Source organism: Empedobacter sp. UBA5924 (genome assembly GCF_002431085.1).
GTDB classification, from domain to species: domain Bacteria; phylum Bacteroidota; class Bacteroidia; order Flavobacteriales; family Weeksellaceae; genus Empedobacter; species Empedobacter falsenii_B.
The window spans coordinates 69,673-86,601 of sequence record NZ_DJDM01000029.1 but is presented as its reverse complement, the minus strand read 5'-3'; the positions used below and the strand labels follow the sequence as shown (position 1 = coordinate 86,601).

Here is a 16,929-nt window from a genome sequence, read left to right as displayed (position 1 = left end):
TTTAAATGATTATACAATAACTATTTAAAGAATATTTATATTTTGCTGAAATTTATTAAAACTATTATGAAAAACTATTTATTATTAATCATTATTGTACTCGGTTCAAACATTTATGCTCAAAAAGAGAAAGTAAAATCTGGTACTGTCGATTTCTTAAAAGGACAATCTAAAATGAAAGTTATTTTTGACTATTCAAATCTAAAAATTAATGCAGATAGCATTACAGAAGCAGAATATGTTCAAAAAAAGATTGTTGATCTAAATGGCAAAAATGCTGGAAATGGAGATATTTGGAATGATAAATGGACTGGTGCAAAAGAGTCTATCTGGGAACCAAAATTTATGGAGTTATTAACTAAATATGGTGCAAAATCTACTGGAATTTCATTCTCTGAAAACGCTACAGATGCTCCTTACACAATGATTGTTAAAGTTGATTGGATTTATCCAGGTTGGGATGCATTTGTAATGAAACAAGCTGCAAAAGTATCTACAACTATTACTATTGTTGATTCTAATAATTTTGAAGATAAAAAATTTGTTGTCAATTATAAAGAAGCTCCAGGAACTCAATTCGGTAATAATTATAGTGATGAATCGAGAATTGGAGAAGGGTTTGCAAAAACTGCTAAAACTTTTTCTAAAATGTTAGAGAAAAAAATAAAATAATCTTTCAAAAAAAATACATCAAAATCCATTCTTTATCGAATGGATTTTTTTATTCAATAAATTTGACAACTTTGTTAAAAAATTTAATAAATCCTTGATTTCACCGATACTTAACACTCGTTTACCTCAATATTTTTGACGTCTTTTTTTTGTGTTGCAACTTTGTTTCAAGAAAAATGAAAAGAAAATAATTCTAACATTTAGTTGTAAACAAAAACATAGATTATGAAAAAAGCATTTTTATTAGCAAGTATAATGATGGTTATGGCAGTTTCTGCTCAACAAAGACCACAACAAGGTGAACGATCTGGAAATAGAAAAGAGCAAAGAGAACGCCCAACTGTAGATCAACAATTAAAAAAATTTGATCAATATAATTTGAGTTCTACTCAAAAGAAAAAAGTAAAATCGTTGTTAGAAAGTAGAGATTCTGACATGAAAAAAGAATTTGCGAACAGAGACAAAAATTCTACTCAAAAAGGAAAAAGAGGTTCTCGACCAGAAAAAGGTACAAACGATTTTGATATTAAATTAGAGAAAATTTTAGACAAAAATCAGTTCAATCAATACAAACAAGATCGTGAAAAACGTATGAAATCTGATAAATTTAGTATGCACAAAAAACGTGATGCAAAAGGAAATAGACATTCTTCTAAATGTGCATAAAATCATAAAAAATAGGGTTAACCTACAAATTTTGATGGTTAACCTCTATTAATTTAAATTTTGAAAGAATATTTTAAAATTTGTATGAGTTTTAAAATTATTATTGAATAGCACAATGTGTTATTTTATTTCATAAGTAAGTTTTTTTAAAGTAGTTTTTAAAATTCATTTTCATTCAATTATCAAGTGAAAAGCGAGCTAAATCGGCTCGCTTTTCTTTTTTTATTCTTCTGGCATTGCTTGCCATTTTTTATAAAGATTAATGATGAAATAAAAACTTATTAAATATAAAATTGGATTGATGTAAAGAAAAATTTTTGCAAATTCTTGTAACATCAATAATTCTTTATTTGTTTGTCTAAACTCATAAATATTCATATGTTTATTTGCTTCATATAACATTTCTTCACGCAAATCTGTGTAAAAACTAAGCATCACAATTCCAATAAAAATATTGGTCGCAACAAACCAATTAAGATTAACACCTGTCAAAACTTTATATTTTTTGGAACGTAAGCCAATTAGTGTAATCACTATAAATGCAATGTAAAAAACAAATAAAATAATATAAGGTGTGAATTGTGTATAACCAATACTCGCATCGATAGAAATTCCGAAAACGCTTCCTAAAATTGCCAAAATTCCTGCGCCAATTAATGAAATTAACCAAACTTTGAACGAACTAAATCTGAATGTAATGATAAGAACGGTAATAACTAAAGCGATTAGTAAATAATACTGAATATGTTCTAACCAAGTGGAACTATATTTCGAAAACTCAATATTTTCATACACTTTGTTTAAACTTGATTGGTTGATATAATCATTCAGTTTTTTATCTACAGTTTGATAAGGATCAATATAATTCAATTTATGATCAATGAAATAATATGGATATTGAGGCAAATAATCAATCCAATTTTTATGTTTGAACTGATAACCAATTTCTTGATTTTTTAATAAATCGGTATAATTATTCAATAAATTTTCAATTACTTTTCGATCATTTTTTTGCAACAAAGCAATCCATTGTTCATCATAAAATTGATGATTTAAAGTAGAATCTTTCGGATTGTTAAAAACCAAAAAACTATAATTATACAAACTTGCTAAGTTGTAATAAACATCTGGTTTTCCAGCAGAATTTAATGATACTGCAGCAGAATCGACAACAGCATAAGTTGAATCTACAGCTGCTGTAGTAGGATAGTCCATTTCTTCTTGAAATGAATCTGTAGATGAATTATTCTTTTTTAGAGGTTGATACGTTTGATTAAAATTAATTTTAGAATAACTAAATCGCTCCGGAAAATAATCTCTTAATAAGGTTTCAAATTCAGGATTTCTGAAATACGGATCCAAAAAAGCATCATATGAGTATGTTGGATTTTTTCTTAAATATTCTCTCTTATTTTTTTCATATAATTCTCTTGTTTCTTTTTCCAAAACCAACGAATCAAAAGCTGGAACAGACAAATTTCTCGAATAATTATCGTATCCAAAATTTGGTTGCAACGTAAAACCTTGCGTTCTATTTATAATATCGATATCTTTCAAATACTGTTCTTCGCTCATATAATTTGAAACACGAAATTTAAGACCAGTTTTGAACGAATTTGGCACATAAAACATCAAAAATATAATGAAGAAAACGGCCAAAAATTCTTTGAACAAATAATTTCTCGAAGTTGGATAATTAGATTTGAAACGATTATTTTTAATATAGAAATACAGCCAAATAACGCCAATAATAACACCAATTAATAGATAATAAATAATAATTCCTGAGTTGAAAAACACTTCATAAAGTCCACTTTCTTGCAGTTGAGATTTTTTAGTAATAAATAGAAATCCGTTGATAAATGCAATCAAGTTGAAAACTAAAACCGTCAATAAAATCCAAATAAATTTTAGATTCCAAATCAGCGGATATTTTGTAATTAAAGTTTGATTTATTTTTTTGAACATAGTTGGTTAGTTTTAATTGACAAAAAAGCGACGACTTGATTTCGAAATATCTCGAATGTATTTTACTTTCAATGATGATTTTCCGATTTCGGACAGAATCATATTCATCGAAATTTCATCATCAAAATACGCGATATATGATCCTCCATTGAATTTTATTTGCTTAATTTCGATGTTAGATAAAGCTGTTAATAACTCTTCTTTTGTGTTTTCCACATCAATTTCAACAATCGTAAAATCACCTTCCAAATCATTTGTATCTCCTTGTATTTTAAGCATTCCTTGCTCCAAAAAGAGAACTTCTGTCGATACTTTTTCAACTTCGTACAATTGTTGAGAACTCAAAATAACACCAAAAGGATTGCGAATAGATTGCGATAAAAATTTCAAATCTTCGAGAATAATTTGTTGCGCCAAAATATCCAAATTCGCCAAAGGTTCATCTAGCAACAATACTTTTGGGCGACGCAATAACGTTCGCGCCAACTCGAATCGCATTTTATAACCAGACGACAATTGTCGCCATTGCAAATCCTTGTACGGCCAAAGCCCCAAACGCGCCAACATAACATTCGCCAACAACCAATTTTCTTCGTTGTAAATATCATAACATGTCAAGGTAAATTGCAGATTTTCCATCAACGAACCATATAAAACCTCAATTCGCTGTGGCACATAAACCAATTTAGTTTTCAGCTCGAAACTAAACGGTTTTGCTTTAGAAAAATGATAATTTATTTCGCCAGAAGTTGGTTTCAATTCACCACAAATCAAACGTAATAAAGTTGTTTTTCCATTTCCATTTTCTCCAACTAATCCAACAACTTCTCGTAATTTCAAATCAAAAGTGATCGGATGAAGTTTAAAATTTCGACGATGATAAGCTTTTTCAACATTGTTGGTTGATATCAATGTTTCTTCTTTCTGAAAGGGCGGAGGAGAAGCTTGTTTCAACTTTTCCACCAATTGTAAAGCTTGCGTTGTTTTATTTTCGTTCGTAGAATTCTCGTTGTAATAAAGATCCGAATAGGAGATAATCTCTTTGTAAAAAGATTTCTCACCCAAATCCAATACACAATCAATTAATCGGCGATAGCCCAAATCAAGATCATTGTGCTGCAAATGATTTTCTACTTCGTTTAGTCGTTGGTTAAATTCATTCATATATTGATTATTAAATGATTACGAATATAACAATCCTTTTCTACAAATAAAATGGCTAATTGTAGGGAGATTTCAGTTTCAACAATTTTTGATAAACTATCTTAATTACTTTTTAATTTATTATTTATCAAATATTTATAATTAACAATTTTAACTTTATTGAATCAATTTAGTTCTAAAATCATCATTATTCACAAGTTTTAATAAAGTCTATTCATAACTTTTTAATTCATTTATATTAAATAGTTTACTATTAACAATTTAAGTAATTAATCAAGCTATAAACATTCTTTTTATAACTCAGTTGAAAAGTGGTTAATTTATTAAATAACAATCAATTACTATTAACAATTACCAAAAAGAAATAAACTCAGTTTCTCATATGGTGTGATCTTGAAACGAGTTCAGAATGACTTTAAAAGTCACAAAAAAAGCCGAGCAAATGCTCGGCTTAATTTTTCTACTATTTTAAGTATTTTTTTCACTTTCTTATTTTAAAATCGCTGCAACTCCTGGTAATTCTTTACCTTCCAACGATTCTAACATTGCGCCACCTCCTGTAGAAACGTAGCTTACTTTATCGTCGTAACCAAATTGTTTTACGAAAGCAACAGAATCTCCACCACCAACAAGTGAAAAAGCGCCGTTTGCAGTAGCTTCTGCAATTGCATCACCCAAAGCTATAGTTCCTTTTGCAAAATTTGACATTTCAAAAACTCCTAAAGGACCATTCCAAAGAATTGTTTTCGAATTGTTAATTACATCTGCAAAAACTTTTGACGATTCTACACCAACATCCATTCCCATCCATCCATCAGGAATTTCATCTGAAGGAACTGTTTGAGTATTTGCATCGTTACTGAAATTATCAGCGATTACATTGTCAACTGGTAAATAAACTTTTACATTATGTTTTTCACATTCAGCCAAAATTTCTTTCGCTAAATCTAATTTATCATCTTCAACTAATGAATTTCCGATTTTTCCTCCATTTGCTTTTACAAATGTATACGTCATTCCACCACCAATAATCAAGTTGTCAATAACTGGTAAAATATTGTTGATAATTGTAATTTTAGAAGACACTTTTGCTCCTCCAAGTACCGCTGTTACAGGTTTTTCACCATCAGCTAATACTTTGTTAATAGCTGTTAATTCTTGTTCCATTAACAAGCCAAAACATTTATTTTCCGGAAAAAATTTTGCAATAATTGCAGTCGAAGCATGTGCGCGGTGTGCAGTTCCGAAAGCGTCATTCACATAAATATCTCCAAATTGAGCCAATGCTTTAGCAAAATCTTTATCTCCAGCTTCTTCTTCATTGTGGAAACGAACATTCTCCAATAATAAAACTTGGCCTGATTTTAGATTACTAACTTTTTGTTTCGCATCATCGCCAATAACATCATTCGCAACGATCACATCAACGCCAAGAATTTCTGAAACTTTTGATGCAATATGTTTTAATGAATATTTATCATTGAATTCGCCTTTAGGACGTCCCAAATGGCTCATTAATACAACAGCGCCACCATCTTTCAATATTTTGTCGATCGTTGGTTTTGCAGCTCTAATACGTGTATCATCTGTCACATTTAAGTTTTCGTCTTGCGGAACATTGAAGTCAACACGAATCAATGCTTTTTTGTTTTCGAAATTGTAGTCGTTGATTGTTTTCATATTTTGATTTGAAATTTTGAACTACACAAAAGTAATCAAACTTTCATTTTGATACTTAAAATCATTTAACACAATTTTCAACTATTAACAATTCATAATAATATATATAGTTTAATTAATTTTTAAATTTTTTTAAAAAAAATATGTTACTATTATTAGCAGTGTTAATATGTGGATAACTAAAGCGAGATAAATTTTATTTAATAGCAATTAACAAGCTATTATTTGTAATTTTGTTTTGTAATGAAAGAGTTAGATATTCTATCAACAATTTATCATTTTGGTTGATAAACAACTTTTGTTAAAAAGAAGTTTTGTGAAAACTATTCATAACGGTGTGTAAATCTTTTATGCCAAAATGAAAACTTTTACTTGACTTATATTGATTTATTTCTAATTGATTTTTTGAATCAGATTTCCAAATTTTTCTCTTGAAAAGTTATTAGTTTTATTCAATCATCTTTTAACAAGTTGTTACTTTTACTTAACATTTGATTTACAATTATTTAAACAAAAACAACACAAACACCTGTTAATTAAATGAAAATTGCAATCGGAGCGGACCATGCTGGGTTCGATTATAAGGAGAAATTAGTACCCTTTTTAACAAGTCAAGGATTTGAGGTTGAGGATTTTGGTACGTTCTCAACAGCGAGTGTTGATTACCCTGATTTTGCACACCCAACGGCACAAGCTGTAGAAGATGGAAAAGCAGATTTCGGAATTTTGATTTGTGGTAGTGCGCAAGGCGTTACAATGACTGCAAATAAACACCAAGGAATTCGTGCTGCATTATGTTGGATGACTGATATCGCAAAGTTAGCTCGTCAACACAATAATGCAAATGTGTTAACATTACCTGCACGCTTTATTGCGTATGAATATGCAGAAGAAATTGTAAATACATTTTTAGCAACAGAATTTGAAGGTTGTCGCCACCAAGCGCGTGTAGATAAAATTGCTTGTTCATACAACGGATAATTTTATACATCTATATAAGATACAAAATCGGTCAATTCGTAAGAGTTGACCGATTTATATTTTAAAAATTAAATTTAAAACTATTATAAAGTTTAAATAGTTAAGTATAAATAATATTTTATATTTAAAATTAAATATTTTTAAACCAATTTAAGTCAATAGTAAATTTATTTATTGTAGCTGTTCTACTTTTACATCAGTAAAAAAAACAAATTATTTAAAGATTAAAAGATGAGCAGAGCATTATTACGTAGAGAACAAGCAATCTCTTTTGTAAAAGAAGAATTTTCGAAAGGATTACAAAAAGAATTAAACATTATTCCAGTTTCTGGACCATTGGTAGTATTGGATGGAACGGGTATTAATGATGATTTGAATAGTATCGAAAGACCTGTAAAGTTCCCTATAAAATCTTTGAATGATAAAAATGCGGTGGTTGTACATTCTTTAGCAAAATGGAAACGTATCCGTTTGAAAGAATTAGAAATAGAACCAGGCGAAGGAATTATAACAGATATGCGCGCTTTGCGTCCAGACGAAGATTATTCTCCAATTCATTCTATTTATGTTGATCAGTGGGATTGGGAAAAAGTAATTGTTCCACAAGATCGCCAATTGGATTATCTTTTTTCGACAGTAAAATCGATTTATGAAGTTATTAAACAAACTGAGCAAAATGTAGAAGCAAAATATCCGCAATTGAAAGCTGTTTTACCAGAACAAATTACATTTATTTCGTCTGAAGATTTATTACAAAAGTATCCAACATTTACGCCGAAACAACGTGAAAATGCAATTTGTAAAGAATTTGGAGCTGTTTTTATTTACGGAATTGGAGGAGAATTGAGTAATGGTGAATTACACGATGCACGTGCCGCTGATTATGATGATTGGAGTACAGAAAACAGTGCTGGTTTTAGAGGTTTGAACGGTGATATTTTAGTTTGGAACCCTGTTTTAGAATCTGCTTTCGAGTTATCTTCGATGGGAATTCGTGTGGATAAAAAAGCTTTGACCAAACAATTAGAAATTAGAGATTTTTCGGATCGTAAAAATTTATTATTTCACTCGATGTTGTTAGATGACAAGTTAACAGAATCTATTGGAGGTGGAATTGGACAATCTCGTATGTGTATGTTTATGTTGAAATCTCGACATATTGGTGAAGTACAAGCAAGTATTTGGGACGGAAAAGTAAAAGAAAAATTAAAAGAAGAAAGCATCGAATTATTATAAATAAAAAAGCAGTTTCAAAGTTTTGAAACTGCTTTTTTTGTATTTTATATCGAAATTAACAATGTTTATAACTGTTGATAAAGGCTGTTAATTTGTTTTAATTCAGATATTTAATATGTTTTATAATTGTTGATTAAGAAATACGTTCGTTTTTCTTCGAAATAAAACTATCATAGAATTTTTTGAAACCATGATGATTAATCAAATAGAAATATTTAGGAAATAATCGATTCAATTCGTATTGAATTTGTCTTGGAAATTTAGACTTTCTTAAACTGCGATCAATCTGAATTTGCGTTTCTACTGGAGCTGGTTTAACAAGCGATGGAAGAAGATTATATATTCTTAAATCAAATTCCCAAGCATGCTGTAAATCACAATCAATAGGACGTTGAATTGTAGGAAGTGGAGTTTTAATTTTATTCAAAAATTTTTCTGCGGCCTTTCTTGTCCAAATGGCAGCAATTGTTGTGATTGGAATACTCGTTCCGCAAGCTGCAATTATATATTTTTGGTCAACATCAGCTATTTTGATATGTTTTCGTTTTCCATTAAACAACTTCAAAACATCCCAATGATCTTTTCTTTCTAAATCATCATATTGAATCATTGCTTTTTCTACAGCAGATTTGAAATCATTAACCAAAATAGCATCATCTTCTATAATCAAAGCAAAATAATTTTCAGAAGTCAAAAAAGTTTCTAGCGTTTTCACATGACTCAAATAACAACCAATTTCTCCAGGAACTAAATCGCGGTCATATTTATTTTTTACTTTATAGGTTGACGAATCCAAAGTTTTGGCATCTACAGCAGAAATTCTTTCGTAAGTAATCTCACATTTTTCGAATTCTTTTTGCATCAATTCAAGTCGATCCGTAGCTCGATCAAGGTTAATCAAGTAGGTTTGGTATAATGGTTTAGTTTTCATTCAATTAATTATCAATGCAAAAATAGTTTTTTTGGCTCAATTTTCGCAATAAATCAAAACGTTACAAGTAATCTTATCCTTTCCGTAACATAGAATTGGCTGTAAATTGTTATTTTAGAAAAAGGATATATTACCTTTGCAGTGGTTATGTTGTTTATTAACATCTTATCAATAGTTATTAAAAATAATTTGATAATCAAATAATTAAGGTGTTTATTTATTAACTATTTTAAAATAAATCTCGAAAAAACAAGAAGAGATTTGACAGAAAACAAATTATGCCAAGAAGAAATTTTAAAAATACAAAGGCGAAAAAAGACAAAAACATAACAAAGTTTACGAAGTCTATCATCGAAGTTTTATTTCAAAATCCGAATAAACCTTTAAATTATAAACAAATTGCAGCAGCTTTAAACCTAACAAATCGAATTGATACAGAATTATTGATTAAGAATTTGAATGTTTTATTAGCTGACAAAAAGATTTCTGAAGTAGAAAGAGGAAAATACAAAATCAATGCGACCAATGATTATATGGTTGGAATTGCGGATTTGACTTCTTCAGGGAGTGCTTATATTATGATTGATGGTCTTGAACAAGATGTCTTTGTACAAAAAGGAAAAACGCGAAATGCCTTAATGGGCGATACAGTTCGCGTATATGTTTATCCAAAAAAACATGCCAATCAATCGAGAGCAGAAGGAGAAATTGTAGAAATTGTCGAGCGTAATAAAACTGAATTTACAGGAATTTTCGAGTTAGGAAAGAATGGAAATTTTGGTTTTGTAACGATGCAAAATGGTAATCACGACTTCTTTATTCCGAAAGAGAAAATTAAAAATGCTCAACCAGGAGAAAAAGTTGTGGTTCGATTAACAAACTGGCCAGAAGGATCTAATTCACCATTTGGGGAAATCACGCAAGTTTTGGGTAGTCCAGATGATACGGATGTAGAAATTCATGCGATTTTGTTAGAATACGATTTGCTAGCACAATTTCCAGAGGAAGTAGAAGAAGAAGCAAATCAGTTGGATACTTCGATAGATGAAGCCGAGGCAGCTCGTCGTAGAGATATGCGAAATGTAACGACATTTACAATCGACCCGAAAGATGCAAAAGATTTTGATGATGCTTTATCAATACGAAAATTAGAGAACGGGAACTGGGAAATTGGTGTTCACATTGCTGATGTTACGCATTATGTTCGTCCAGGTTCGTTGATCGAGCAAGAAGCATACAAGCGTGCAACTTCTGTTTATTTGGTGGATAGAGTAGTGCCAATGTTGCCAGAAGTGCTGTCGAATGTTGCGTGTTCTTTGCGTCCAAACGAAGATAAATATACGTTTTCGGGAGTTTTCGAAATGGATGATAATGCAAAGATTGTAAAAACATGGTTTGGTCGTACAGTAACGCATTCAGACAGACGTTTTACATACGAGGAAGCACAAGAAATTATCGAAGGAAAAGATGGAGATTTTAAAGATGAAATTTTGACTTTAGATCGTTTAGCAAAAACAATGCGTCAAAAGCGTATGAAATATGGAGCGGTTAATTTTGATAAAGTTGAAGTAAAATTCGATTTAGATCAAACGCATAATCCGCAAGGAATTTTCTTCAAAATTTCGAAAGATTCGAATAAATTGATTGAAGAATTCATGTTATTATGTAACAAAAAAGTTTCTGAATTCATTAGTTTAGATAAACATGGAAAAGAGAATGCGAACACTTATATTTATCGTGTTCACGATGATCCAAATCCAGATAAATTATTAGACTTAAAGAATTTTATTCGCCAATTTGGGTATGAATTAGAGATTGGAGATCGTAAAACAACTATCAATTCTATGAATAAGTTGTTAGCAGAAGTGAAAGGAAAACCAGAAGAAAATATGGTTGAAACTTTGGCAATGCGAACAATGGCGAAAGCAAAATATACAACAGAGAATATAGGACATTACGGTTTAGCGTTCGATTATTACACGCATTTTACATCGCCGATTCGTCGTTATCCAGATATGATTGCGCACCGTTTGTTGCAAGATTATTTAGATGGTAAAAAATCTCCTGCAGCGGCTGTTTACGAAGATAAAGCAAAACATTGTTCATCTCGCGAAAAAATTGCTGCAGAAGCAGAGCGAGAGTCAATAAAATATATGCAAGTAAAATACATGGAGCAATTTGTTGGCGAAACTTTTGATGCTTTTATTACAGGTGTACAAGATTATGGAATCTTTGTTGAAATTCCAGAAACGCGTTGCGAAGGTTTGATTCGTTCTCGTGCTATGAAAGGTGATCATTTTGTTTTTGACGAAAAAAATCATGCTTTAATAGGTAAACGCACACGTGTTAAATATCAGTTAGGAAGTCCGGTTAGAATCAAAGTTTTAAATGCTGATTTAATCAAGAAGCAATTAGATTTTGAATTAGTTGATGCTTAAGTTTCATATTTTAGACTTATCTTGCAGACCTTAATTATGTTATGGAAATAATATTTTCGGCCATACTAATAGGTTTTTTGTTAAGTACAATTCTTATTGGACCTGTATTTTTCTTACTTATTGAAACCAGTTTGCGTAGAAGTTGGAAAACCGCTGTAGTTCTAGATTTAGGAGTTATTGCAGCCGATATTTTGTGTATTGCAGCAGCCTATTATGGAAGTAAAGATTTTACAGATTATGTGACCAATCATCCAAAGTTTTACCGTATTTATATCATTGCAGGTTTCTTTGTATTGATTTACGGAATTTTCATGTATTTCTCTAAACCAAAGCTACATATAGAAGGCGAAGCAGGATTTGTAAGCAACAATTATTTGAGAACGTTTATCAATGGATTCATTATGAATTTGTTGAATATCGGTGTCATTGTTTTTTGGTTTGTAATTGTCTCTTCAATTATGATTCAATATCCAAATCCAAGCGATTTTATGCTTTACATGGGCGTTGTTTTGACCACCTATTTTGTAATAGATTTGGGAAAAATATTTTTGGCAGGAAAACTTCAAAAACGTTTTACCGATCAAAAAGTATTTATGGTACGAAAAGGAGTTGGAATTTGTCTTTTAATCTTTGGATTAATCATTATCCTAAAAGGTTTCGGATTCTTTAAAGAAATCGATCAAAAAATAGAGAATCAGCTCATTAATCAAGAACAAACAAGTTAAAAATATAAAAAGCTCATTCAATGAATGAGCTTTTTTTGTTTATAATATTTTTATTTGTATAATCCTCAATAGTAGAGAAATAAAAATAAATATTTTATCATTAATTCATAAAACCTGTTTTTTTTATTTCTTCTATTAATTTATTAGGATTAGAAACTCTGAAAATTATTTTTGAATCATATTTAGGGCTTTTATGAAGAATTTTAATTCCTTTTTCAAAAAAATCGTTAGATGCAATTATATCTATAATATCTTTTTTTAAAAGGATTATTTTAAAGAAAAACAAATAATTTATTATTAACCTGTCTTCATAAATATTTATTTGAGCAAGTAAACTTGAGATTCTAATAGAACCTATTATAAGTCCTCCTGATCTTGTGTAAAGATTGTTCATATATTTTTTTAGGTTAAATTATTGTGTTTGAAATAGTGCCGTTTTGAATAAGTAAAATCGAGTTTTAAAATGCTCTGTAAGTCGCATTTTGTTGTTAGAAGAGTATATCCAAATCTGCCAAATTTACTTCAAAAGAGATTTTCCAGAATCTTTATAATTCCATGTTTTTACTTTCATCAAATCAGCAATAGTAGAGGCAATTTGATTGAGATAAGTTTGGTTTTGTTTGAAATTTTTAGGATTAATTCTGTTTCCAATCAGCAAAATAAATCCTTCGTCCGATCCAGGAATTTCATCATAATGTTCTGTCCATTGTCTTCCATTTCCACGTCCGTGATCAGTTGTTACAATAATAGTTGTTTGATCTTTATAGAATGGATCGCTTTGTACATAATTCCATAATTCCTCAATCATTCTATCATTGCGGTTTATTGAAGTAATATATTGATCGTAATCTTCATCATGCCCGTAATCATCCGCTTCTCCATAACCTATAAAAAGTAATTTAGGTTTCTGATTTTTCATGGCTTCTAAGACAAATTCGTGCGTAAAAATATCAAATCTAGTTCCCCACCATTGTCTTGGTGTTTCTAACTGAAAACGTTCTATTAGTAATTCTCGTTCAGATTTATTTTGATTAAAACTATTTTGATATCCAGCATTTACAAACAATTTAGAACGCTCTTGGTTGAAAATATTTGTATACATTCTCCAACTTCCAAAAGCCATTACTTTATTGTTTAAATTCTTTTGCTGATTTGCAATTTCAAAAACTGAAACATTAGGATTCGGAATATCTTTGTTATTTTTAATTCGCTCATCATCAGCTTTTCCTGTAATTATTTCGTTGTATCCAGGATAAGACCATAATCTTTTGTTGGTCAAATTAACAAAGTTTTGTTCATCACGATTTCCTAAAATAACTCCTTTTTCTTTAATCGTTTTCCATGTAAAAGGCATCAATAATTCGCGACGTTTTATAGAATCTTCTGTCCAATATTTTTCATTAGTTTGGACAATAAGTGAGTTGTATTTTTTATCATTTAAAATTGATTTTTCAACTCCTCGGAAAACTTCTTTCCAACGAACACCATCCAACGTTACCAAAATAACTTTCGGTTCTTGAGCAAATAAAAAATTTGAGAATAAGGCAAGAATAAGAAATGTATACTTCATGTGATTATAATTTCTTATAAAAATAGGAAAAGCATCGATATGATGCTTTTAAAAGTATTATTTTTCTAATTTATTGACGATTTGTTGATAAACATCTTCGGCACTCAAATTTTGAAAATAATCATAATTTTGAAACTTTTTTGGATCTTTTCCAAAGATAGAAGTTGGACGAATTTTCATCGTTTCGTCTTGTATCACATCATTCATAGATTGTCCATAACCTAAAAATCCAGCAAATGGATGCGTTCCACCCCAAATAGAAATTGTGCGTGTTCCCATCAACGAAGCTAAATGCATATTTGCGCTATCCATAGAAATCATTACTTCTAATTTAGCAATTGCTTGTAATTCTTCTTCAAAAGAGATTGTTCCAGCTAAAGATTTGATGTTTGGATTAAAACTTTCCCACGTTTTTAATTCATCAATTTCAGTTTTTCCACCGCCAAATAAATAAATTTTGTACCCATTTTCAGCTAATTTCTTCGCAACGATTTTCATCTTTTCGATTGGATACATTTTACTTGTAAAGGCTGCAAAAGGCGCAATTCCAATTGATTTAGATTCTTTAATCGATTTTGGTTCGATTTTATGCTTTAAATCAATATTAAAACCAAGTTGACGCAAAACATCAGCATAGCGCTCAGTTGTTAATTTTAATTGCTTAAAAACGCGATTTTTTTGATTGACTAAAGCTTTTTTCTCCTCACGACCTTTATCTAAAGTAGCCGTTTCTGTTCCGTTAAGTTTGAATAGAGTTGTAATTACTTTTGATCGGATTACGTTGTGAAAATCAGCTACATAATCAAAATTATATTGTTTTAATTCTTTGTATAATTTGAACAAGCTAAAAAAGCTTTTGTAGTCTTTGTTCAAATCAACCGAAATAAATTTGATTTGAGGAAATTGCTTGAAAATATTTCCCATAAAAGGGCGCGAAGCAACATAAACTTCGATGTTAGGATTTTGTTCAATAAACTCTTGTAAAACAGGAGCAATCATTGTAACATCCCCCAAAGCAGAAAAACGTAAAACTAATAGTTTTTTATGATTCGTTTTCTCCATTATTCCTATTGTTAATTTCTTTTGCAACCATTTTCATTTGCTTTTCAAATTCTTGCTTAGATGCTTCAAAATATTGATCAGAATTTTCGGCATGTTTTGCAATTTTACGCAACGATTTTCGGTCACTTTTTATGAAAATTTCCCCAATTTTAGACGCTTCTTCAGGTGAAAAACCATATTTTATAAGGATTTGTCTACCAACGTAAACAGATGAGAAAAAGTTTTCTCGATAAACTTCGTCTATACCATCTTTCAAATAATTATACGCATAACTACGATTTTTTGCACGAACAATAATTTCTAAATTCGGAAAGTTTTTACGAACAATATAAACTAATTTTTGATTAATTTCTGGCGGATCCAAAGCAGCTACAAAATATTTTGCATGTTCAGCACCAGCCGATTTTAGTAAGTTAACATTTGTTGCATCGCCATAAAAAACATTAAAACCCTGCTTGCGCATTTTCTCTACACGCTCACTATCATTATCCAAAACAATCGATTTTATTCCAGTGCTTTTCAAGACACGACTAATTGTGTTTCCAAAATCACCAAATCCAGCAATAATTATTTCACCTTCTGCTGAATGTGGATTTATTTTATCGTTTTCAATGATTGTTTTTACTTTTGTTTTTACACCAAAATATTTTAGAATTAATTTTTCATTTAAGACTAAAAGTAATGGTGTTATTACCATTGTTATCGCAGTTGTAGCTAACATCAAATCGTACCATTCTTTATTTAGAATATCTAAATTTCGAGTCAATGATAAGATAACGAAAGCAAATTCTCCGACTTGTGATAAAAGCAAAATGAACAACCATTTCTGATCAAAATCAAATTTATGTTTGATTCCAATAAACCATAAAACCAATGATTTTATTAACATTATTCCAAATGTTAATCCAAGAATCATAAAAGGTTTATCTGCAATTAATTTGAAGTTAATGGTTGATCCAACAGCAATAAAAAAGATTCCTAATAATAATGATTTGAATGGCTCAATGTCACTTTCTAATTGATGTTTATATTCGTTATTCGCCAAAACAACACCAGCAATAAATGCTCCCAAGGCAGGAGAAATTCCAACTTTTTGCATCAAAATTGAAACTCCAATGACTAAAAGTAGGGCAGAAGCGGTGTAAATTTCTCGAACTTGTAATTGTCCAACATACTTAAAATAAGGTGTAATAATGTATTTTGCAATCACATAAATAAATGTAATTGCACCAACAATAACCAAGGTTTTCATGAACGCTGGTCCACCAACTAACAAACTTTTAGAATCATCTCCAATGGACTGAATCAAAGAATCTCCAACTAAAAGTGGAATAATTGCTAAGATTGGAATCACCATAATATCTTGAAACAATAAAACTGAAAAAGTTGATTTACCTATGTTTGTTTTGGTCAACCCTTTTTCGCTAAGTGTTTGCATAATAATGGCTGTTGAAGACATGGTTATTGCAAAAGCTATAGAAACAGCCAAAGAAAAATCCATTTTCAAGGCAAACATTCCGACTAAAGTTGTAATAATTATCGTCCCCAAAACTTGCATTCCACCAAGGTTGATGATTTTATTTTTCATCTTCCAGAATTCCTTTGGATCAAGTTCTAATCCGACCAAAAAAAGCATCATAACTACACCAAATTCTGTGGCGTGCATAATGTCTGTTCCGTCATTGCCAACAAATTTTAGCACATAAGGTCCAATTAAAACTCCGGCAATTAAATATCCCAAAACCGAACCCATTCCTAATTTTTTGGAAATAGGAACGCAGATTACAGCGGAAAATAGAAAAATAAATGCTTGGCCTAAAAAGTCGTTCATTATTT

The 16,929-nt window shown here is 30.1% G+C and carries 14 protein-coding genes; 6 read left to right on the top strand and 8 right to left on the bottom strand.

The genetic code is table 11. The annotated features are described in order from the left end of the window. The first annotated feature begins 66 nt into the window (after window positions 1-66). Together B3792_RS08390 and B3792_RS08385 are read left to right on the top strand one after the other, a co-directional pair. Window positions 67-672, top strand: coding sequence for a hypothetical protein (locus B3792_RS08390; protein ID WP_038336180.1), 606 nt, complete (start codon window positions 67-69; stop codon window positions 670-672). 225 nt (window positions 673-897) lie between these two features. Continuing rightward, window positions 898-1,338, top strand: a complete 441-nt coding sequence (locus B3792_RS08385) for a hypothetical protein (protein WP_291047408.1) — start codon at window positions 898-900, stop codon at window positions 1,336-1,338. 222 nt (window positions 1,339-1,560) lie between these two features. Here the strand turns inward: B3792_RS08385 and B3792_RS08380 are convergent, their stop codons facing one another. The 3 genes from B3792_RS08380 to B3792_RS08370 form a co-directional block, all read right to left on the bottom strand. Continuing rightward, the gene (locus tag B3792_RS08380) at window positions 1,561-3,306 is read right to left on the bottom strand and encodes a hypothetical protein (RefSeq protein ID WP_291069374.1); all 1,746 of its coding nucleotides are present in this window, start codon (window positions 3,304-3,306) and stop codon (window positions 1,561-1,563) included. A 12-nt stretch (window positions 3,307-3,318) separates the two neighbouring features. After that, entirely contained in the window at window positions 3,319-4,470 is a 1,152-nt protein-coding gene (locus tag B3792_RS08375; protein WP_291069373.1) for an ATP-binding cassette domain-containing protein, read from the bottom strand. A gap of 489 nt (window positions 4,471-4,959) precedes the next feature. After that, the gene (locus tag B3792_RS08370; RefSeq protein WP_291069372.1) at window positions 4,960-6,150 is read right to left on the bottom strand and encodes a phosphoglycerate kinase; all 1,191 of its coding nucleotides are present in this window, start codon (window positions 6,148-6,150) and stop codon (window positions 4,960-4,962) included. A 540-nt stretch (window positions 6,151-6,690) separates the two neighbouring features. Here B3792_RS08370 and rpiB point away from each other — a divergent pair. Next, window positions 6,691-7,131 (top strand): ribose 5-phosphate isomerase B, encoded by a 441-nt coding sequence (gene rpiB / locus B3792_RS08365; RefSeq protein WP_291069371.1) that lies wholly within the window; start codon window positions 6,691-6,693, stop codon window positions 7,129-7,131. Between the two features lie 231 nt (window positions 7,132-7,362). Beyond that, complete coding sequence (asnA, locus tag B3792_RS08360) at window positions 7,363-8,367, top strand: aspartate--ammonia ligase (protein ID WP_280034991.1); 1,005 nt, start codon at window positions 7,363-7,365, stop codon at window positions 8,365-8,367. 133 nt (window positions 8,368-8,500) lie between these two features. Here asnA and B3792_RS08355 read toward each other — a convergent pair whose 3' ends face one another. Next, window positions 8,501-9,298: a glycosyltransferase family 25 protein gene (locus tag B3792_RS08355; protein WP_038336196.1), complete on the bottom strand. Its 798-nt coding sequence runs from the start codon at window positions 9,296-9,298 to the stop codon at window positions 8,501-8,503. Between the two features lie 278 nt (window positions 9,299-9,576). Between B3792_RS08355 and rnr the strand changes: the two genes are divergently transcribed. Then, the gene (gene rnr / locus B3792_RS08350; RefSeq protein ID WP_291069370.1) at window positions 9,577-11,736 is read left to right on the top strand and encodes a ribonuclease R; all 2,160 of its coding nucleotides are present in this window, start codon (window positions 9,577-9,579) and stop codon (window positions 11,734-11,736) included. A 41-nt stretch (window positions 11,737-11,777) separates the two neighbouring features. Further along, on the top strand, window positions 11,778-12,461 hold the full coding sequence (locus tag B3792_RS08345) for a LysE family translocator (protein WP_180905536.1): 684 nt from the start codon (window positions 11,778-11,780) through the stop codon (window positions 12,459-12,461). A gap of 100 nt (window positions 12,462-12,561) precedes the next feature. Here B3792_RS08345 and B3792_RS08340 read toward each other — a convergent pair whose 3' ends face one another. The 4 genes from B3792_RS08340 to B3792_RS08325 all read right to left on the bottom strand — a co-directional run bounded on the left by B3792_RS08340 (window position 12,562) and on the right by B3792_RS08325 (window position 16,924). Then, window positions 12,562-12,855 (bottom strand): hypothetical protein, encoded by a 294-nt coding sequence (locus tag B3792_RS08340; RefSeq protein ID WP_280050809.1) that lies wholly within the window; start codon window positions 12,853-12,855, stop codon window positions 12,562-12,564. 123 nt (window positions 12,856-12,978) lie between these two features. Continuing rightward, entirely contained in the window at window positions 12,979-14,031 is a 1,053-nt protein-coding gene (locus B3792_RS08335) for an alkaline phosphatase family protein (protein ID WP_291066125.1), read from the bottom strand. A 57-nt stretch (window positions 14,032-14,088) separates the two neighbouring features. After that, window positions 14,089-15,120, bottom strand: coding sequence for a glycosyltransferase family 9 protein (locus B3792_RS08330; RefSeq protein WP_291069369.1), 1,032 nt, complete (start codon window positions 15,118-15,120; stop codon window positions 14,089-14,091). Beyond that, a complete protein-coding gene (locus tag B3792_RS08325; RefSeq protein WP_291047390.1) occupies window positions 15,074-16,924 on the bottom strand; it encodes a monovalent cation:proton antiporter-2 (CPA2) family protein in 1,851 nt (616 codons plus the stop codon). The genes B3792_RS08330 and B3792_RS08325 overlap by 47 nt, the downstream gene beginning before the upstream one ends. Window positions 16,925-16,929: the final 5 nt, after the last annotated feature.